Source organism: Pseudomonas sp. TWI923 (assembly GCF_039673365.1).
Classification (GTDB): Bacteria; Pseudomonadota; Gammaproteobacteria; order Pseudomonadales; family Pseudomonadaceae; genus Aquipseudomonas; species Aquipseudomonas sichuanensis.
On record NZ_JBDJLM010000018.1, the window covers coordinates 39,550 to 59,108 of the forward strand.

General features: G+C 63.0%; 20 protein-coding genes and 1 pseudogene. 5 read left to right on the top strand and 16 right to left on the bottom strand.

What is annotated here, in order from left to right; genetic code table 11:
- Positions 1 to 62: 62 nt before the first annotated feature.
- Positions 63 to 785 (top strand): ribonuclease PH, encoded by a 723-nt coding sequence (gene rph / locus ABE459_RS10250; protein WP_110991997.1) that lies wholly within the window; start codon positions 63 to 65, stop codon positions 783 to 785.
- Between the two features lie 138 nt (positions 786 to 923).
- Here the strand turns inward: rph and ABE459_RS10255 are convergent, their stop codons facing one another.
- Positions 924 to 1,703, bottom strand: coding sequence for an exodeoxyribonuclease III (locus ABE459_RS10255; protein ID WP_110991998.1), 780 nt, complete (start codon positions 1,701 to 1,703; stop codon positions 924 to 926).
- An 80-nt stretch (positions 1,704 to 1,783) separates the two neighbouring features.
- Here ABE459_RS10255 and pyrE point away from each other — a divergent pair, with 80 nt between their 5' ends.
- Positions 1,784 to 2,425, top strand: a complete 642-nt coding sequence (gene pyrE / locus ABE459_RS10260; RefSeq protein ID WP_125466060.1) for an orotate phosphoribosyltransferase — start codon at positions 1,784 to 1,786, stop codon at positions 2,423 to 2,425.
- Between the two features lie 55 nt (positions 2,426 to 2,480).
- Here pyrE and ABE459_RS10265 read toward each other — a convergent pair whose 3' ends face one another.
- The 8 genes and pseudogenes from ABE459_RS10265 to coaBC all read right to left on the bottom strand — a co-directional run bounded on the left by ABE459_RS10265 (position 2,481) and on the right by coaBC (position 8,956).
- Entirely contained in the window at positions 2,481 to 2,690 is a 210-nt protein-coding gene (locus ABE459_RS10265; protein ID WP_110992000.1) for a hypothetical protein, read from the bottom strand.
- Between the two features lie 151 nt (positions 2,691 to 2,841).
- Entirely contained in the window at positions 2,842 to 3,489 is a 648-nt protein-coding gene (locus ABE459_RS10270) for a DUF799 domain-containing protein (RefSeq protein WP_223277235.1), read from the bottom strand.
- Between the two features lie 8 nt (positions 3,490 to 3,497).
- Complete coding sequence (locus ABE459_RS10275; protein ID WP_258643747.1) at positions 3,498 to 3,866, bottom strand: DUF4810 domain-containing protein; 369 nt, start codon at positions 3,864 to 3,866, stop codon at positions 3,498 to 3,500.
- Positions 3,867 to 3,895: 29 nt separating this feature from the next.
- Positions 3,896 to 4,576: a CsgG/HfaB family protein gene (locus ABE459_RS10280; protein ID WP_110992002.1), complete on the bottom strand. Its 681-nt coding sequence runs from the start codon at positions 4,574 to 4,576 to the stop codon at positions 3,896 to 3,898.
- 263 nt (positions 4,577 to 4,839) lie between these two features.
- The gene (argB, locus tag ABE459_RS10285) at positions 4,840 to 5,745 is read right to left on the bottom strand and encodes an acetylglutamate kinase (RefSeq protein ID WP_110992003.1); all 906 of its coding nucleotides are present in this window, start codon (positions 5,743 to 5,745) and stop codon (positions 4,840 to 4,842) included.
- Positions 5,746 to 5,775: 30 nt separating this feature from the next.
- Positions 5,776 to 7,143 (bottom strand): annotated as a pseudogene (locus tag ABE459_RS10290) (phosphomannomutase/phosphoglucomutase); the annotation flags it as partial.
- Between the two features lie 140 nt (positions 7,144 to 7,283).
- A complete protein-coding gene (dut, locus tag ABE459_RS10295) occupies positions 7,284 to 7,739 on the bottom strand; it encodes a dUTP diphosphatase (protein WP_102684802.1) in 456 nt (151 codons plus the stop codon).
- Positions 7,740 to 7,744: 5 nt separating this feature from the next.
- Positions 7,745 to 8,956, bottom strand: coding sequence for a bifunctional phosphopantothenoylcysteine decarboxylase/phosphopantothenate--cysteine ligase CoaBC (gene coaBC, locus ABE459_RS10300; RefSeq protein WP_110992005.1), 1,212 nt, complete (start codon positions 8,954 to 8,956; stop codon positions 7,745 to 7,747).
- Between the two features lie 127 nt (positions 8,957 to 9,083).
- Here coaBC and radC point away from each other — a divergent pair, with 127 nt between their 5' ends.
- Positions 9,084 to 9,764, top strand: a complete 681-nt coding sequence (radC, locus tag ABE459_RS10305) for a DNA repair protein RadC (RefSeq protein WP_258705372.1) — start codon at positions 9,084 to 9,086, stop codon at positions 9,762 to 9,764.
- Between the two features lie 86 nt (positions 9,765 to 9,850).
- Here radC and gltP read toward each other — a convergent pair whose 3' ends face one another.
- From gltP to ABE459_RS10325, 4 genes are all read right to left on the bottom strand, one after another.
- Positions 9,851 to 11,185, bottom strand: a complete 1,335-nt coding sequence (gene gltP / locus ABE459_RS10310; RefSeq protein ID WP_110995031.1) for a glutamate/aspartate:proton symporter GltP — start codon at positions 11,183 to 11,185, stop codon at positions 9,851 to 9,853.
- A 741-nt stretch (positions 11,186 to 11,926) separates the two neighbouring features.
- Entirely contained in the window at positions 11,927 to 12,397 is a 471-nt protein-coding gene (locus ABE459_RS10315; protein WP_322359744.1) for an inhibitor of vertebrate lysozyme family protein, read from the bottom strand.
- 3 nt (positions 12,398 to 12,400) lie between these two features.
- Positions 12,401 to 12,562: a DUF1328 domain-containing protein gene (locus tag ABE459_RS10320; protein WP_003252966.1), complete on the bottom strand. Its 162-nt coding sequence runs from the start codon at positions 12,560 to 12,562 to the stop codon at positions 12,401 to 12,403.
- Between the two features lie 36 nt (positions 12,563 to 12,598).
- A complete protein-coding gene (locus tag ABE459_RS10325) occupies positions 12,599 to 12,883 on the bottom strand; it encodes a hypothetical protein (RefSeq protein ID WP_323831235.1) in 285 nt (94 codons plus the stop codon).
- Between the two features lie 402 nt (positions 12,884 to 13,285).
- On the opposite strand from ABE459_RS10325, the gene algB reads away from it, so the two are divergent.
- The gene (gene algB, locus ABE459_RS10330; RefSeq protein ID WP_125462088.1) at positions 13,286 to 14,632 is read left to right on the top strand and encodes a sigma-54-dependent response regulator transcription factor AlgB; all 1,347 of its coding nucleotides are present in this window, start codon (positions 13,286 to 13,288) and stop codon (positions 14,630 to 14,632) included.
- A gap of 8 nt (positions 14,633 to 14,640) precedes the next feature.
- Entirely contained in the window at positions 14,641 to 16,407 is a 1,767-nt protein-coding gene (locus tag ABE459_RS10335) for a KinB sensor domain-containing domain (RefSeq protein ID WP_323831234.1), read from the top strand.
- Between the two features lie 176 nt (positions 16,408 to 16,583).
- Here the strand turns inward: ABE459_RS10335 and ABE459_RS10340 are convergent, their stop codons facing one another.
- The 3 genes from ABE459_RS10340 to ABE459_RS10350 all read right to left on the bottom strand — a co-directional run bounded on the left by ABE459_RS10340 (position 16,584) and on the right by ABE459_RS10350 (position 19,549).
- Complete coding sequence (locus tag ABE459_RS10340) at positions 16,584 to 18,203, bottom strand: EAL domain-containing protein (protein ID WP_125857024.1); 1,620 nt, start codon at positions 18,201 to 18,203, stop codon at positions 16,584 to 16,586.
- A 96-nt stretch (positions 18,204 to 18,299) separates the two neighbouring features.
- Positions 18,300 to 19,076: an N-acetylmuramoyl-L-alanine amidase gene (locus ABE459_RS10345; protein WP_323831233.1), complete on the bottom strand. Its 777-nt coding sequence runs from the start codon at positions 19,074 to 19,076 to the stop codon at positions 18,300 to 18,302.
- 77 nt (positions 19,077 to 19,153) lie between these two features.
- Positions 19,154 to 19,549 carry a hypothetical protein gene (locus ABE459_RS10350; RefSeq protein WP_258643912.1) on the bottom strand — a complete coding sequence of 132 codons (396 nt, stop codon included), beginning with the start codon at positions 19,547 to 19,549 and terminating at the stop codon, positions 19,154 to 19,156.
- Positions 19,550 to 19,559: the final 10 nt, after the last annotated feature.

The following is a 19,559-nucleotide window of genomic DNA, read 5'->3' on the forward strand; positions in this document are numbered from 1 at the left end:
TTCGCGGGGCGACGGGCTCTATAATGCTCGGCAGATTTAAAGTCCCAGTACAGGTATCCCAGATGAAACGTCCAAGTGGTCGCGCCGCCGATCAGCTCCGCTCGATCCGCATCACCCGCAACTACACCAAGCACGCCGAGGGGTCGGTACTGGTCGAGTTCGGTGACACCAAGGTCATCTGCACGGTCAGCGTCGAAAATGGTGTTCCCCGCTTCCTCAAAGGCCAGGGCCAAGGTTGGCTGACTGCCGAGTACGGCATGCTGCCGCGTTCCACCGGCGAGCGTAACCAGCGTGAAGCCAGCCGTGGCAAGCAAGGTGGCCGCACCCTGGAAATCCAGCGCCTGATCGGCCGCTCCCTGCGCGCTGCGCTGGACATGAGCAAGCTCGGCGATATCACCCTGTACGTCGACTGCGACGTGATCCAGGCCGACGGCGGTACCCGTACTGCCTCGATCACCGGTGCCATGGTCGCCCTGTGCGATGCGCTGGCCGTGATCAAGAAACGTGGCGGCCTGAAGGGCGGCAACCCGCTCAAGCACATGATCGCCGCCGTATCGGTGGGCATGTACCAGGGCGAAGCGGTGCTCGACCTCGACTACCTGGAAGACTCCGCCGCCGAGACCGACCTCAACGTGGTCATGACCAGTGCCGGTGGTTTCATCGAAGTGCAGGGCACCGCTGAAGGTGCGCCGTTCCAGCCGGAAGACTTCAACGCCATGCTGGCGCTGGCGCAAAAAGGCATGGGCGAGATCTTCGAGCTGCAGAACGCCGCACTGGCCGACTGACAGATAGCAAATGGGGCCGCTTTGCGGCCCATCGCTGGCAAGCCAGCTCCCACAGGTACGGCGCATGACTTGAGGTCTACGCAGTTGGTGTGGGAGCCGGCTTGCCGGCGATGGGGCGCGAAGCGGCCCCATTGCTTTTTAGATCGTCAACGTCCAGTCGTAATCCACGATCAGCGGCGCGTGCCGGGAGAAGCGTGGCTGGCGCGGCAGGCGTGCATTGCGCACGAAGCGGCGCAGGCCTGGGGTGAGGATCTGGTAATCGAACCGGTAACCCAGGTTGAGCATCTCGGCCTGCTCGTTGTCCGGCCACCAGCTGTACTGGTCGCCTTCACGGCTGACTTCGCGCAGCGCATCGACGTAGCCCATCTCGCCGGTGATCGCGTCCATCCAGGCGCGCTCTGGCGGCAGGAAGCCGACCGACTGCTGGCTGTCGCGCCAGTTCTTGATGTCGAGCTTCTGCTGCGCCACGTAGAACGAGCCGCAATAGATGTATTCGCGACGCTTGCGACGCTGTTTGTCCAGGTACTTGGCGAAGTCGTCCATCAACTTGAACTTCTGGTTCAAGTCTTCATCGCCGTTCATGCCCGAAGGCAGGAGCAGCGTGGCAATACTTACCTTGTCGAAATCTGCCTGCAGGTAGCGCCCGTAACGGTCAACTGTCTCGAAGCCCAGGCCGGTGATGACTGCCTTGGGCTGCATGCGCGAGTACAGTGCCACGCCACCTTGGGTGGGCACCTCCGCGTCGCAGGCGTAAAGGAAATAGCCATCGAGCTGGAAAGCTGGGTCGTCGAGTTCAAAGGCCGAGGCGCGGGTATCCTGAAGACAGATGACGTCGGCATTCTGGGCTTGCAGCCAGCTGAGCAATCCACGCTCGGCTGCAGCCTGAATGCCATTCACGTTCACACTGATGATCCGCATAAATGGCCCCAAAAATCTCGTGCGTGTATGATACCCGAGCTCAACACATTTAGCTAAATCCGTGGTGTCCGGGACCTTTTATGCAGCCGTATCAGCGCGACTTCATTCGTTTTGCCATCGATCGCGGCGTTCTGCGCTTCGGTGAATTCACCCTGAAATCGGGGCGTACCAGCCCGTACTTCTTCAATGCCGGCCTGTTCAACACAGCTTCCGCCCTGGCGCAGCTGGGGCGTTGCTACGCGGCGGCCATCGTCGACAGCAAGATCCCGTTCGACGTGCTGTTCGGCCCGGCGTACAAGGGCATCCCTCTGGCGGCGGCCACGGCTGTGCAACTGGCCGAGCACCACCAGCTCGACGTGCCATGGTGCTTCAACCGCAAGGAAGCCAAGGACCACGGCGAAGGTGGCAGCCTGGTTGGCGCCCCGCTGGCCGGTGACGTGCTGATCATCGACGACGTGATCACCGCCGGTACCGCCATCCGTGAAGTGATGCAGATCATCAACGCCCAGCAGGCCAAGGCCGCTGGCGTGCTGATCGCACTGAACCGCGAAGAGCGCGGCAACGGCGAGCTGTCGGCGATTCAGGAAGTCGAGCGCGACTTCGGCATTCCGGTGGTCAGCATCGTGTCGCTGACCCAGGTGCTGGAGTTCCTGGCCGACGATCCGCAACTCAAGCAGCACTTGCCGGCGGTCGAGGCGTATCGCGCCAAGTACGGAATCTGACGCGAACGTGCAAAGAAAAGGCGACCTCAGGGTCGCCTTTTTTATTTCCGCGCATTCAACGGCCGTTCGGGTAAGGGTCCTGCACCGCGTCGCCCTGGCCGCTCAAGATCTTCCAGCCACGCAGTGGGTGGGTAGCAGGCTTGAAGTGGGGGCAAGGTGGAAGCGAGGTCTTGCTCTGGTTGGAGTATTTGTGGCCGCAATCTGCGCACGAGTACGTGCCGGCGGATACATCGCTGCCGTATTTGACCAGGGCTTTCTGCGTCATAGCTGCATCTCCTTTGTTGGAAGCGGCAATGATAGGCAGCCGATAAAGACAGCGGTTGTAGTATGCGTCCGTCGTTTTAGTAGGACTTTTCCCGCTGAACAGCGCGCTACACAGAGATGAAAAAGGCGACCCTTGGGTCGCCTTTACTGTGTCAATCCGTACCGTACTTTGGCGAACGAGGCCCGTACAGGATCCCGCCGTTAGGACCAGGCGACAGCAGGCGCGCGCTGGTCATGCCGGCAATCGGGTAACCGGCGTCATCCTGCACGCTGCTGATGATCTGGTTGACCGCCGCAGCCACCAGCATGCCGATCAGGCCGCCCTGGTTCTGCCGGCCTTCCTCGCTCGACGCGGTGGCGCTGCCGGTCCACAGGGTGGCGCCGGTCTTGAGGTCGACCAGCTTGGCGTTGGCGGTGACGATGGTCGCGCTGCTGAGGATCATGTAGCGGGTACCGTAGTCGCTGACGGTGACATACAGGCCCGCGTCGGCGCCGAAGATCTCGTGCAGCTTGCCGGTCGGCAACTGGTGGATGTCGGCCGGCGTGGTCATGCCGTTCTGGCGGAAAGTTTCGTCCACCAGTGCCACCGGCATCACGTAGTAACCCGCTTCGGCCAGTGGGTAGGTGACCTGGGAGAGCATGCTGTAGGTCGCCTTCACGTCAGGCGATTCATTCAGCGGCGGCAGGATCAGGATCGATTTTGGACGGCTCTGCTTGTAAGCCGAATAGTCGATGGTCTTGCGCTCGGCACAACCAGCGAACAACGCCAGCACACAGGCACCGACGATCAGTTGGGTCAGGCGCTTGATCACTGTTTGGCCCCTTTGCTGGCGTTTTTCATCAGGAAGTCCATGTAGGCCGTCGATTCAGGGAACAGCGCCTTCTCGGTGCGGAACTGCTGAATCATCTGGTCATCCTTGCCGAGGCTGGAATACAGCAAGCCCAGCTGTGCGTGATAACCCGGCGGTACCGCGCCGTTCTTGGCCTTGATCTTCTCCAGATCACGCTCCAGGGCGGTGATTTGCTCTTCCTTGGCGTCACCTTTGAGGTAGCTGTACACCTGGGGCTGATAGCTTTCCCACTGATACAGCGTTTTGTGCGAGTTGCAGCCGGCCAGCAGCGCGCTGCCCAGCAGCAGGGCGGCGACGGTGCGCCGGCCTTGGGGGATGATGGTCATCGTACGTCTTCCTTGTCGCAATCCAGGTGTTACTGGGCTTGTGGCTTCCACTGGCCGCCTTCGACGGCGCCAACCAGCTTGTTGACCGCTTCGCGCATGGCCAGGTCGAGGACCTTGCCGTTGAGGGTCGAGTCATAGCTGGCGGTGCCGCCGAAGCCGATGATCTCGCGGTTGGAGAGGGCGTATTCACCCGCGCCCTGGCTGGAGTAGACCACTTCCGAGGTGCTGATATTGACGATGTTCAGTGCAACCTTGGCGTAGGCGATCTGGGTTTTGCCGCGGCCGAGGATGCCGAACAGCTGGTGATCACCGACTTCCTTGCGGCCGAATTCGGTGACGTCGCCGGTGACCACGAAGTCGGCGCCTTTCAAGCGCTGAGCCTGGCCTTTGATGGCAGCTTCCTGCTGGATCTCGCCCATGTTGTCGCGGTCCAGCACGTTGAAACGGTTGGTCTGCTGCAGGTGGGTGATGAGGATGGTCTTGGCCTGGCCACCCAGGCGGTCGACGCCGTCGGAGAAGATGCCGCGCATGTAGCTGGAGCGGTTGTCGAACTTACCCACGGCAATCGGGGTGCGCACGCCGCTGTAAGGGCGGTTGACGCTTTCGACCTGTTGCACGGCAACAGCGGTGGAGGTTTCAGTGGCACAGCCGGCGAGGGACCCGACAGCCAGGGCGGCTGCCAGCACGAGTCCATGTGATGCGTATTTCACGCGTGTTCTCCAGGTAAATAAAAACTATTTGCAACAAGGCTGCATTCTGCCACGTTGAGGCGACAGCTTAACCAGTAAATTGATGGCGAAAAATGAAAAAAGATGGCTCAAGGCCATCTTTTTTGTATATCCGATCGAATGCACTGCGGGCGGTGTAGCGATCCGGCCGCGATGGCCAGTAAAAGCATCGCGGGGCAAGCCCGCTCTCACCTTGAGGTGCCAAGGTGGGAGCGAGCTTGCCCCGCAACAGGGTTACAGCTGGATCAGTGACGTTTGCGATTGGTGATCAAGGTGCCCACGCCGCTGTCGGTGAAGATTTCCAGCAGTACCGCGTTGGGCACGCGGCCATCGATGATGTGCGAGCTGTTCACGCCGCCCTGCACCGCCTCCAGCGCACACTTGATCTTCGGCAGCATGCCACCGTAGATGGTGCCGTCGGCGATCAGTTCGTTGACCTGTTCGGTGGTCAGGCCGGTCAGTACCTGGCCTTGCTTGTCCATCAGGCCGGCGATGTTGGTCAGCAGCATCAGCTTCTCGGCCTTCAGTGCTTCAGCGACCTTGCCGGCGACCAGGTCGGCGTTGATGTTGTACGACTCGCCGTTCTTGCCCACGCCGATCGGCGCGATCACCGGGATGAAGTCGCCTTTGACCAGCATGTTCAGCAGGTCGGTGTTGACGCTCTCGACCTCGCCTACATGGCCGATGTCGATGATTTCCGGTTGGGTCATCTCTGGGGTCTGGCGGCTGACGGTGAGCTTGCGCGCACGGATCAGTTCGGCGTCCTTGCCGGTCAGGCCGATGGCGCTGCCGCCGTGGCGGTTGATCAGGTTGACGATGTCCTTGTTGACCTGGCCGCCCAGGACCATTTCCACCACGTCCATGGTCGCCGAATCGGTGACGCGCATGCCGTCGATGAAGTGGCTCTCGATCGACAGGCGCTTGAGCAGGTCGCCGATCTGTGGGCCGCCGCCATGCACGACCACCGGGTTGATGCCCACGGCCTTCATTAGCACGATGTCACGGGCGAAGCCCGTCTTGAGCTCCTCGCTTTCCATCGCGTTGCCGCCGTACTTGATCACCAGGGTCTTGCCGACGAAGCGGCGAATGTAAGGCAGTGCTTCGGACAAAACCTCGGCTACATGGGAAGCGGCATCGCGATCGAGGGTCATGCAGGGCTCCAGGTAAGGAACGGATAGTCGTCAGAACGGCAGTTGCAGGCCTGGTTGGACCCGTAGCAACTGCGTGCGGAATACAGCCTTGATACGGTCGAGTTCTGCCGCGCTGTCGGCCTCGAAACGCAGCACCAGCACCGGTGTGGTGTTGGAGGCGCGAACCAGGCCCCAGCCGTGGGCGTAGTCGACCCGCACACCGTCGATGGTGGTCAGGTTGGCATCGCCCCAGTCGGCGTCGCGTTGCAGAGCATCAATGATGCTGAATTTACCCTCGTCGGTCACATCAATGTTGATTTCCGGCGTGGAAATATCATCGGGGAACGCGGCGAACAGGTCTTCGGCGCTTTGCCCGGCCTTGCTGAGGATCTCCAGCAGGCGCGCGGCGCTGTAGATACCGTCGTCGAAACCGTACCAGCGTTCCTTGATGAAGATGTGACCGCTCATCTCGCCGGCCAGCAAGGAGCCGGTCTGTTTCATCTTCTTCTTGATCAACGAGTGGCCGGTCTTCCACATTAGCGCGCGGCCACCGTGCTGTTCGATCAGCGGGGTCAGGCGGCGGGTGCATTTGACGTCGAAGATGATCTCGGCGCCCGGGTTGCGCGACAGCACGTCCTGGGCGAACAGCATCAGCAGGCGGTCGGGGTAGACGATGCTGCCGGTGTTGGTCACCACGCCCACGCGGTCGCCGTCGCCGTCGAAGGCCAGGCCGATATCGGCGCCGGTCTCTTTCACCTTGGCGATCAGGTCTTCCAGGTTCTCAGGCTTGCCCGGGTCCGGGTGGTGGTTGGGGAAGTTGCCGTCGACCTCGCAGAACAGTGGGATCACCTCGCAGTTCAACGCCTCGATCAATTGCGGGGCGATCACCCCAGCGGCGCCGTTGCCGCAGTCGACCACCACCTTCAGGCGCTTGGCCAGCTTCACGTCGTCGACGATCTGCTGGTAGTAGCGCTCGAGGATCTCGACTTTTTCCACATGGCCATCGCCACGGGTCAGGTCGTTGGTCTTCAGGCGGGTCAGCAGGGCCTGGATCTGTTCGTTGGCCAGGGTGTCGCCGGCGATGACGATCTTGAAGCCGTTGTAGTCCGACGGGTTGTGGCTGCCGGTGAGCATCACCCCCGACTTGCCGGCCAGCACGTTGGCGGCGTAGTACAGCGCCGGGGTCGGCACCAGGCCGACATCGCTGACCTGGCAACCGGCCTCGACCAGGCCCTTGATCAGTTGCTCGACCAGCATCGGGCCGGACAGGCGGCCGTCACGGCCGACCGAGATCTGGGGTTCGCCCTGGGCGAGGGTCTGGGCGCCAATGGCGCGGCCGATCCAGTAGGCCGTTTCGGCGTGCAGGGTCTTGCCGACCACGCCGCGGATGTCATAAGCGCGGAAGATGCTGTCGGGCAGTGCGGGGACCAGGTGGGCCATGTCGTTCATCTCTGGGGACTCCATAAGTCAAAGGCTTCTGGGCAGGCGCAAACTGAACGCTTGGACGGCGGTTTCGCCAGAGAGTTCGCCATCCATGGCCCGAACGGTCTGCTGTTGCCTCAGCGAGTGCCTGAGTGGCCGAAGCCGCCAGCACCGCGCTGGGTCTCGTCGAACTGCTCGACGATGTCGAAATGCGCCTGCACCACCGGCACCAGGATCAGCTGCGCGATGCGCTCGCCGACGGTGATGGTGAACGGCGTGCTGCCGCGGTTCCAGCAGCTGACCATCAGCTCGCCCTGGTAGTCCGAGTCGATCAGGCCGACCAGGTTGCCCAGCACGATGCCGTGCTTATGGCCCAGGCCCGAGCGCGGCAGGATCATCGCCGCCAGGCCTGGGTCGCCGATGTACACCGACAGGCCGGTGGGGATCAGCAGGGTCTGGCCGGGCTCGAGAACGGTGTCCTCCTTGAGCAGGGCGCGCAGGTCCAGGCCGGCGGAGCCGGGGGTGGCGTACTGCGGCAGGGGGAATTCGGTGCCCAGGCGTGGGTCGAGGATCTTGGCTTGAAGAGCGTGCATGTAACTTATTGAACCTGGTTGAGCCGTTCGGCGATGAAGGCAACCAGCTGGCGGGCGATCTTGCCCTTGCTGGTCTGCGCGAAGAGGGTTTGATGCTGCTGCCGGTCGATCACGGTCAGGGCGTTTTCCTCGCTGTTGAAGCCGATGCTGGGGTTGGCCACATCATTGGCGACAATCAGGTCGAGGTTCTTGTCCTTGAGCTTGCGCGTGGCGTAGTCGAGCAGGTGCTCGGTCTCGGCGGCAAAGCCCACGCTGAACGGGCGATCGGCGCGGCCGGCAATGGTCGCAAGGATATCGGGATTGCGCACCATCTGCAGCAGCATACCGTCGCCGGTGGTGGGATCCTTCTTGAGCTTCTGTGCGGCGACGACTTCCGGGCGGTAGTCCGCGACCGCGGCCGAGGCGATGAACAGGTCACAGGGCATGGCTGCTTCACAGGCCGCGAGCATGTCCCGCGCGCTGACCACGTCGATGCGGCTGACCCGGTCCGGGGTCGGCAAGTGTACCGGGCCGGTGACCAGGGTCACCCGGGCCCCGGCTTCGGCGGCCGCCTCGGCCAGGGCAAAGCCCATTTTCCCTGAACTATGGTTGGTGATATAGCGCACCGGGTCGATGTTCTCCTGGGTCGGCCCGGCGGTAATCAGCACGTGCTTGCCAGTCAGTGCCTGGCGCTTGAAGCTCTCGGCGGCGCACCAGGCCAGGTCGGTGGCTTCGAGCATACGGCCCAGGCCCACGTCGCCACAGGCCTGGCTGCCGGAGGCCGGGCCGAACACCTGGATACCACGGCGCTTGAGCAGCTCGAGGTTGTCCTGGGTTGCCGGGTCGCGCCACATGGCCTGGTTCATCGCTGGCGCCACGGCGACGGTAGCGTCGGTGGCCAGCACCAGGGTAGTCAGCAGGTCGTCGGCCATGCCCTGGGCCATGCGCGCCATCAGGTCGGCGGTGGCCGGGGCAATCAGCACCAGGTCGGCCCATTTGGCCAGTTCGATATGGCCCATGGCCGCTTCGGCGGCAGGGTCGAGCAAGTCCATGTGCACGGGGTGGCCGGACAGCGCCTGCAGGGTGAGCGGGGTGATGAATTCGGCACCACCACGGGTCATGACCACGCGCACCTGCGCGCCGTGTTCCAGGAGTCGGCGAATCAGCTCGGCGCTCTTGTAGGCGGCGATGCCGCCACCCACGCCGAGAACGATGCGCTTGCGATACAACCGCTGCATAGGCCTTGCCTTATTCCAGTGAAAGCGGGCGGCGACGGTGACTGCCTGCGGCAGATCGTCGCATTTTCGAAGCGAACTAGATTAACACAGCGCCCAAACGGGCCGTAGTGGCAGGCGAGGAGGGAGGATGAACATCAGGGAGTGGCCGGTCGAGGAGAGGCCGAGGGAGAAGTTGTTGCAGCGCGGCGCGGCGGTGCTGTCGGATGCCGAGCTGGTGGCGGTGTTGCTGGGGTCGGGGGTCGCTGGGCGTAATGTGCTGGACCTGGCGCGCGGGCTGCTGGCGAAGTTTGGCGGGCTCAGGCCGTTCCTCGAGGCCGATCGCGCCAGATTGATGCGTGAGCCGGGCCTGGGGCCGGTGAAATACGCCCAGCTGCAGGCGTTGCTGGAGATCGGCAGGCGGTATCTGGACGAAGGCATTGAGCGTGCGTCGGCGCTGGAGTCGCCGACATCGGTGCGGCGCTATCTGAAGTCGATGCTGCGCCATGAGGCCAGCGAGGTATTCGGTTGCCTGTTCCTGGATACCAAGCACCGGCCGTTGGCGTTCGAGATCCTGTTTCGCGGCACCATCGACCGCGCGAGCATCTACCCGCGGGAGGTGGTGCGCCGGGCCTTGTTGCACAACGCGGCGGCGCTGATCCTGTGCCATAACCATCCGTCAGGCCATTGCCAGCCCAGCCAGGACGACGTGCACCTGACGCAGATGCTCAAGCGCTCGCTGGCGCTGATCGATGTACGGGTGATGGACCATGTCATCGTCGGAGATGGCGAACCACTGTCCATGGCCGAGCATGGGTGGCTGGCAGGCTGACAGCAATCGCGGGGCAAGCCCGCTCCCACGACGCCAAAATGCAAAAAGCCCCGACAAGTCGGGGCTTTTGGGTTCAGCGCGAAGGCTTACTGGTTGACGGTCTTGCCGGCCACCACTGCCTCGGTCTTGCCTTTGTCCAGCACCAGCGACTTGTAGTACGCCTCGCCTTTTTCGGCGTCGTACATACCCTGCCATTTGGCGATGACCACGGCGGCCAGGGCGTTACCCACCACGTTCAGCGCGGTACGGGCCATGTCCATGATGCGGTCGACACCGGCGATGAAGGCCAGGCCTTCCAGCGGGATACCGACGCTGCCCAGGGTGGCCAGCAGCACCACGAAGGACACGCCCGGTACGCCGGCGATACCTTTGGAAGTGACCATCAGGGTCAGCACCAGCAGCAGCTGCTGGCTCCAGGACAGATCGATGCCGTACAGCTGGGCGATGAAGATCGCCGCGATGCTCTGGTACAGGGTCGAGCCGTCGAGGTTGAACGAGTAGCCGGTCGGAACCACGAACGAACAGATCGACTTCGGCGCGCCGTACTTTTCCATCTTCTCGATCACGCGCGGCAGCACGGTCTCGGAGCTGGAAGTGGAGTAGGCGAGGATCAGCTCGTCTTTCATGATGCGCATGATCTTGATGATCGAGAAGCCGAACACGCGCGCCACCAGGCCAAGCACCATGAAGGCGAAGAAGGCGATGGCGAAGTACACCAGCAGCACCAGCTTGGCCAGCGGCAGCAAGGAGGCGAAGCCGAAGTTGGCGACAGTGGCGGCGATCAGGGCGAACACGCCGATCGGGGCGTAGTTCATGATCATGTGGGTGACCTTGAACATGGTCTCCGACACGCCCTGGAAGGTGCGCACCAGCGGCTCGCGCAGCTCGGCGTTGAGGCTCGACAAGCCCATGCCGAACATGACCGAGAAGAAGATGATCGGCAGCATTTCGCCACGCATCAGCGCTGCGAAGATGTTCGAGGGGATCAGGTTGAGCAGGGTTTCGATGAACGCGTGCTCATGCTGCACCTCGGCCGCGGTGGCCTGGTACTTGGAGATGTCGACGGTGCCCAGGGTGCTCATGTCGATGCCGGCGCCCGGGTGGAACACGTTGGCCAGCACCAGGCCGACGACGATGGCGATGGTGGTCACCACCTCGAAGTAGAGAATGGTCTTGAGGCCAATGCTGCCCAGTTTCTTCGCGTCGCCAACTCCGGCGATACCCACGATCAGCGACGAAATCACGATCGGGACAACGATCATCTTGATCAGGCGAATGAAGATGTCGCCGGCTGGCTGAAGGACATTGCTGATCCACCATGCCTTTTCTGCACTGAAATGATTCAGTAGCGCGCCGACTGCAACGCCCAGCAACAGACCGATGACGATCTGCCAGGCGAGGCTCAGTTTTGCCTTCTTCATGTCATTACCCTTTGTTGTAGTGGTCAAGGACGCCAACCGCAAAGCCGCGTACCAGAGCCGTTTAGAGCGTGATGGCAACACGACCTTGGCGTGCGGTGGCCCCATGAAAGGACACCGCGAGCACATCTTTCGAGTGCTTGGGCCAGGGAAAAAGGCGGCAACTATTGCGACGGGAAGGGGGGCAGTCTAATGCCGGAAACGAGTACCCCATGCCGAATCGGCATGAGACCGAAACATGAAATCGAGCATCGCCAAGCCCTTGATTTTCAACGTTCGGATTTCCGAACAAGACCAAAGCGCCATAATTCGGCAGATTTGACGGCGCGAGTACGGGGGTTTGAATGGCGTGTTCGACAATCCGAATGGCTGAAATGCCACTGAACCTGAGCTGTCAGTCAGGCTAAAAAATTTCGATGTACGGTCAAGACAAAATGTGTCTTTGGTGAAAAGACGTACATATAAGGAATGAGTCCTACATAAAGGCACCTCGGAAGCCAGATCGGTCTCTGATCTCTGTAGACCATGACCGATCTGAAACTTCCGATGCCACCTTCGCCTGACCCGGCCCTTGCGGAGGTACTCCCTGTACCCCTAGGCCACTCCGATCCTGCATCAATCAGAACAGCCCGGCCCCCTGGTCATGCGCTGCCCCTCCTCGGGGCGGCGCATCATAGAAGCCAGAAAGATAGAAAGGTTCAGCTTCTATTTCGTGACAGTGCGTACCCGCAGGCCTCAAATGGCTCAGTACCAATTCGGGTCGCGCTTGAGCTGCTCCTGCAGCAAGGCCTTCATGCCGTCGTCAGGCTTGCCCAGCCAGCGATAGTCCGCATGGCGGGTGGGCGACTTGTCCGAGGGCAGGCCTTCGGGTACTTCAACGAGCATTCCGTAGGCATTGTCCTTGTCCCAGCTGAACGCCACGATCAGGCGCTTGTAGGTGCAGGTGCTGTCGGCCTCGCACAAGGGGCCGACCAGATACTGCTCGCCGTCCTCGGTGACCGCCGACATCTGCAGCGGGGCGCTGCCGGTGAGGTTGATTACCCATTCGGGCAAACGTTCCTCGCCCTTGATCGTGTGCTGCCAGGTTTCCTGGTATTCGGGGTCCGAGCCTAACAACTGGTTGGCCCGGACCTGGCCGTCATTGGCCGCCAGCGCCAGGCTGCCGGCGCCCGCAAGCAGGGCGCCAGCCAAGGCGTGGCAAAGCATCCGCCTCATGGTTCAACCCCTGCCTCGTCCGAAGAAGAAAGAAGCCACGAACAGCACCAGGAAGACGATGAACAGGATCTTCGCGATGCCGGTCGCCGCGCCAGCGATACCACCGAAGCCCAGGACCGCGGCGACAATGGCGATGATCAGGAAGGTGATAGCCCAGCTCAGCATGATGTTTCTCCTTTCGTGTGCAAAATCGTTGGTGGCCTAGAACACCCAGCGTTGCTCGGGTTGGACGTTCTCGACCCGTGCAGGGGTGGTGTCACCCACCGGCAACGGCGCCACCGCCGCCACCTGGGTGCCCACACGGCTCGCCTTGAGCTGCGTCAGCACCAGGGTCTGCGCCGCCACCTGGTCGGCCAGGCGGGCGGTCTGCCAGCTGTAGTAGAACTGGCCGGCTGCCAGGGTGATCAGCAAGGCCGCGCCGAGGAACAGCAACTGGCGCAGGGGCAGTACGGCGTACTGCGTGCGGTTGGTGGATGGGTGATTCATGCCGGCTCCTCCTGCTGTACTTGTTCTTGAAACCTGAACAGGTATTTGCAGCTCGCGTGCCAGTCTTTTTCAGCCAAGAAAAACCAATAAAATCAGATAGTTATAAAAAGCTAGGAAATCGAGTAGGGCGTATCCTGCACGATGACCGGCAAACGCGTCGGGCGATTTGCACGATTGACCCTCGCACCTGGCCCGCTTTATGGGGTGGGTGTCATCCACCAGAGCTCCGCACAACCTCCATGACGGCCACTTCCTAACATCAAATTTCAAATTTATCAGTCACTTAGCCACTATGAAGGCAACCAGCTAGCATGCAGGGTGTCGGATCAATCAGAATCGACCATGCAACTTGCCCGATTTTTCCGACACTAATTGAGATCTATCCCAAAGGAGCGCAGGAAAATGGAATCAGCCCAGGACAACCAAGGCCGCATTCTGCTGGTGGACGATGAGTCCGCCATCCTGCGTACCTTCCGCTACTGCCTCGAGGACGAGGGCTATAGCGTGGCCACCGCCAACAGTGCCGCCCAGGCCGAGGCCCTGCTGCAGCGCCAGGTGTTCGACCTGTGCTTCCTCGATTTGCGCCTGGGTGAGGACAACGGCCTCGATGTGCTGGCGCAGATGCGCGTCCAGGCCCCCTGGATGCGCGTGGTGATCGTCACTGCCCATTCGGCGATCGATACCGCCGTGGACGCGATCCAGGCCGGCGCTGCCGACTACCTGGTCAAACCCTGCAGCCCTGACCAACTGCGCCTGGCGACCGCCAAGCAACTGGAAGTGCGCCAGCTGTCGGCGCGCCTGGAAGCCCTGGAGGGCGAGCTGCGTAAACCCAAGGACGGCCTCGACTCCCACAGCCCGGCCATGATGGCCGTACTGGAAACCGCCCGGCAGGTGGCGACCACCGATGCCAACATCCTCATCCTCGGCGAGTCGGGCACCGGCAAGGGCGAGCTGGCCCGCGCCATCCATGGCTGGAGCAAGCGCGCGCGCAAGGCCTGCGTGACCATCAACTGCCCATCGCTGAATGCCGAGCTGATGGAGAGCGAGCTGTTCGGCCACACCCGGGGCGCCTTCACCGGCGCCAGCGAAAGCACCCTGGGGCGGGTCAGCCAGGCTGACGGCGGCACCTTGTTCCTCGACGAGATCGGCGATTTTCCCCTCACGTTGCAGCCGAAACTGCTGCGTTTCATCCAGGACAAGGAATACGAACGGGTCGGCGACCCGGTCACCCGCCGTGCCGATGTGCGCATCCTGGCGGCGACCAACCTCAACCTGGACGAGATGGTCCGCGAGAACCGTTTCCGTGAAGACCTGCTCTATCGCCTGAACGTGATCACCTTGCACCTGCCACCGCTGCGTGAGCGCAGCGACGACATCCTGACCCTGGCCGAGCGCTTCCTCGCCCGCTTCGTCAAAGAATATTCACGCCCAGCCCGTGGTTTCAGCGACGAAGCCCGCACCGCACTGCTCAACTATCGCTGGCCAGGCAACATCCGTGAGTTGCGCAACGTGGTCGAGCGCGCCAGCATCATCTGCCCGCAGGAGCGCGTGGAAATCAGCCACCTGGGCATGGGCGAGCAGCCCACCGGCAACGCGCCCAGGGTCGGCGCCGCACTGAGCCTGGACGAACTGGAGCGCGCCCATATCGCGGCAGTGCTGGCGGCCAGCGACACCCTCGACCAGGCCGCCAAGACCCTGGGCATCGATGCCTCCACGCTGTACCGCAAGCGCAAGCAGTTCAACCTGTGAAAACGCCAATGAAGCTGCGCACGCGGCTGTTCCTGAGCATTTCGGCGCTGGTCACGGTGGCCCTGCTGGGGCTGCTGCTGGGGCTGGTCAGTGTGCTGCAGATGGCGACCATGCAGCAGCGCCTGGTGCAGGACACCTCCCACACCCTGGAACTGGGGCTGAAGCTACGGCAGAACCTGGGCGAGCAACTGACCCTGATGCTCGACGAGGACACCACCGCGCAAAGCCTGGCCAGCTTGCAGAGCGAGTTCCAGGCCCTGCTCACCCAAGGGCTGGAGCAGGGCGGCGAACGGACCGGCTTCAGCAAGGCCGCCAGCCATTACCAGGCCTTCCTCCAGGCCTACCGGGAAAGCCCGGCCCCCTGGCGCAGCCTGGGGGCCGAGCAACCCCTGGGGGCGGCCTTCAGCCAGTTGCGCAACGACCTGCTCGACTCACACGAGCAGGCGCTGCAGCACATCACCCGCAGTGAAGAAACATCCCGCGCCCGTGCCTTGCTGATCAGCGGCCTGCTTGGCCTGATGGGCCTGGCCGTGCTGGTGCTGGGCTTCATCACCGCGCACAACATTGCTCGGCGCTTCGGCCAGCCCATCGAGGCGCTGGCCGAAGCGGCCGACCAGCTGGGACAGGGCAACTTCGACGTGACCCTGCCCGTCACCCAGGCCACCGAGCTGAACCAGCTGACCCGGCGCTTCGGGCTGATGGCCGATGCCCTGCGCAAGCATCAGGCGACCAACGTCGACGAGTTGCTCGCGGGCCAGCAACGCCTGCAAGCGGTGCTCGACAGCATCGACGACGGCCTGCTGATCATCGACCGCCAGGGCCGCCTGGAGCACTTCAACCCGGTGGCCCAGCGCCAGTTGGGCTGGGGCCACGACCGCCTGGGCGCGAGCCTGGCCGAAGCGCTGCAACGCCCGGAGCTGGAGCAGCAACTGCGCCAGGTGCTGCGCGGCGGCAGCCTGGATCGCCCACCCGACGACCTGAGCCTGGAGGTGGACGAAGAAAGCCGCCTGCTGACCTACAGCCTGACCCCGGTCAGCCACCCACAAGGGCCGATCCTCGGCGCGGTGATGGTGCTGCACGATGTCACCGAACAGCGCGCCTTCGAGCGGGTACGTAGCGAGTTCGTATTGCGCGCCTCCCACGAACTGCGAACCCCGGTCACCGGCATGCACATGGCCTTCGGCCTGCTGCGCGAGCGGGTCAGCTTCCCGGCCGAAGCCCGTGAGCATGACCTGCTGGAAACCATCGGCGAGGAGATGCAGCGCCTCACTCAACTGATCAACGACCTGCTCAACTTTTCCCGCTACCAGAGCGGCCTGCAGAAGCTGGAACTCGCGCCCTGCGCACTCGACGACCTGTTCGAACGGGCCCAGGCCCGCTTTGCCGAGCAGGCTGCGGCAAAACAGATCGAGCTGATTCGCGAACTGGAGCCGCCGCTGCCGCGGATCCAGGCCGATATCGCCCAGCTCGACCGGGTGCTGGACAACCTGCTGCACAACGCCATCCGCCATACCGCCAGCGGCGGGCATATCCGCCTGCATGCACGGCGGCACGCGGAGCGGGTGATCGTCAGCGTCGAGGACAACGGCGAAGGCATCGCCTATGGCCAGCAGGGGCGGATCTTCGAGCCGTTCGTGCAGGTCGGGCGCAAGAAAGGCGGAGCAGGCCTGGGCTTGGCGCTGTGCAAGGAAATCGTGCAGTTGCATGGCGGGCGCATGGGGGTGTTTTCACGGCCGGGGCAGGGGACACAGTTCTACATGGCGTTGCCGGTTTGATTCACACAGCCCATGGTCATTATCGATCCCTGTGTAGGAGCGGCCTTGTGCCGCGAAAGGGCTGCGCAGCAGCCCCAGATTTTGACCAATGGTAAAGATCGCTGGGGCCGCTTTGCGGCCCTATCGCGACACAAGGCCGCTCCTACAGGCCTTACGACCAGAAAGCAGCACGCCCCTCAAGGCTCATCATCGATCCGCCGCCCCGCCACCCGCCGCCCGCGGGTGATCAACTCGGCGAACTGGCGGGCGTTGAGCGGGTGGGCGAACAGCCAGCCCTGGCCGTAGTTGACCCCTTCGCTGCTGAGGAACTGCGCTTGGTCCTCGCATTCGATACCCTCGGCGATCACCCGCAGGTGCAGGTCGTGGGCCATGCGGATGATGTGCGGGGCCACGCCACTGCTGGCGGCGTCATGACCAAGGGCGTCGATGAACGCCTTGTCGATTTTCAGGCAATCCACTGGCAGGGTCTGTAGATAGGCCAGGCTGCAATAGCCGGTACCGAAATCATCGATCAGCACCTGATGCCCTTCCGTGCGCAAAGCCTGGAGGTTGTCTCGGGCCACCACGACGTCGATCAACCCGCGCTCGGTCACCTCGAAGGCGATCTGGCTGGCGGCCACCCGATGCTGCGCCAGCAGCCGCGCGGCAACCCGGCCGATGCGCGGTTCCATGACATCACAGGCCGCCAGGTTCACCGAGATGTACAGGTGGCGGTTGGCGCGCAGCAGCTGGCCGAGCTGTTCAAGCACCCGCTGCAGGACAAAATCGGTGATCTGGCGGATCTGCCCGGTATTTTCCGCCAGCGGGATGAACAGCTCCGGGCTGGTCAGGCTGCCGTCCGGGCGGCGCCAGCGTATCAGCGCCTCGGCCCCCACGCAGCGGCGGCTGTCCAGTTCGATGATCGGCTGGTACAGCACCTGCAGCTCGCCCCGGCGCAAGGCCTGCTGCAGCTCGGAGCTCATCGAACGGCGCTGCTGGATCAGTTGCAGCACCAGCCAGCCGATGCAGCAGGCCAGCACCAGGCTGCCCGGGAACAGCAGCCAGAGCAGCCCGTTGAGTTTGAGCGGCAGGCTGGCCCGCGGGGCGATCAGCACCAACTGGTAGTCGGGCGACTTGGTGGCCATGCGGTAGACCAGCCGATCATGCAGTTCCAGCAGCGACTTGTGCGACGGCGGCGGCCAGTCCGCCGTGGGCGGCCAGGCCTGCGGCGGGCCGAGCACCGGGATCGCGCGGTTGCCGCGATCAAGCACCACCAGCAGGCTGCCGCCTGGCGGCAGGTCGACCACATCGCTCAGATGCCCGCGCGAGGTCGACACCAGGAAATTGCCACGGCCCAGCATCAGGGCAGCCAGGTTTTCATTGGGTTCGGTGGTGGTGTTGAGCCAATAGCTGTAGGTCGGCCCTTCAATGTCCGGCGCACGCAAGGGCTCGATGACCCGCTCGCCGCCGCGGTTGGAGCAGGCCGACTGGCCATCGGCATAGGCCGCCTCGTAGATGAACCGCGACTTCAGCGCCACCTGCTGCAGCAGGGCCTGCATGGGCGGGCCACAGCCGCGCAGGGGTTGGGACTGCAATTGGTCGACCCCTTCACGCAACTGGCCGAACACCTGCTCCAGCCGTTCGAGAAAGCGCTCCCCGCGGGCGTTCATCTGGGCGCTTTCACTGTCCTTCATCTGCTGCAGGGTCACACCGACGCTGGCGGCCAACAGCAGCGCAGCGCTGCCCAAGGCCGCGAGCACCGCGAGCAGCCAGGGGTGGTGAAAAAATTGACGCACTGAGGCGTTAGGGGCAGGCATGCGCGGCATCCAGTTGAATACCAAAGGTATAGCAACTGAATGAGTAGCCAGCTTTGCCGTTCGGAAGACGGCGCCGCGAAGCAGCCCCCACAAGGTTCAACGTTTGCGGTTGAGCACCTGAAGCATGGCGGCAGTCTGCGCATCCGGCAGGCCGTCGAAACGCTGCGGGCGGAAGCGCATCTGGAACGCCGCGATGACGTGGCGCGTGGCCACATCGAATTCGCCAGTCTGGTCGATGGCATAGCCGAAACGCGCCAGTTGCTGCTGGTACCAGGCGACGGTCGGCGGGTTGGCGTCGAAGTAGGCCTGTTGGCGTGCCACCGACGCGGCGTCCGGCCAGATGCCTAGCCCGGCATCGGCCAGGCGCTTCCAGGGGAACAACGGGCCAGGGTCGAGCTTGCGCAAGGGGGCGATGTCGCTGTGACCGATGATATGGCGTGGGTCGATGTTGTTACGCTTGACGATGTCCTTGAGCAGGGCGATCAGCGCCTGCACCTGGGCTTCACTGTAAGGGTGCCAGACCCGGCCAGCCGGCGTGTCGGTGTAGCCCGGGTTGACGATCTCGATGCCGATGGAGCTGGAATTGAGCCAGGTGCGGCCCTGCCACTGGCTGTCGCCGGCATGCCAGGCGCGACGGTTTTCGTCGACCAGCTGGTAGACCGTGGCCGGGCCATCGCCGATCAGGTAGTGGCTGCTGACTTCGCCGTGGGTCAACAACGCCAGCGAGCGCTCCAGCGAAGCGTTGGTGTAATGCACGACGACGAACTGGATGCGGCTGTCCTGGTTGACCGAGGGGTGGCTGCGGTCGATGCGCAGGCCGCTGGAACAACCGGCCAGGGCCAGCAGGAGCAGGGCGGTGAAGAGCTTTTTCATTGCAGGGGGCACGTCATTGAGTAGGCGACAACAGCGCTACAGTATAACGTGCTGCCGCCCTGGCGTTAGTGTTGCTTTCAGCGCGTGCACATGACCAGGAACCCCAGCGAGTTGTCCCCGCTCGGGCCTTTCTTGTCCACGAGCTGGGTCATGACCGTCACCTGTTCCGCCAGCGGCTTGCCGATGACCTTGGCCTGACCATGCATCAGGCGGTCATGGCTGCTGGCATCGATTGGTTGCACCGAACAGTAGCCCGGGTCCTGATGGACGATACGGGGATTGAACTTGAGCTTGTATTGCGTGAAATAGTCGGCTTGCGATTGGCGCTCGACCTTGCTGATCCATTCCGGCCATTGGCGCAGGACACTGCCATCGGCAGCCACATGCGCGGTCAACACCACATCCTTGGCCATGGCGTTTGCCTGGAACATCAGGCTCAGCAGCAATGGCATGATCCACTGGGTCATCTTCATTTATGCACTC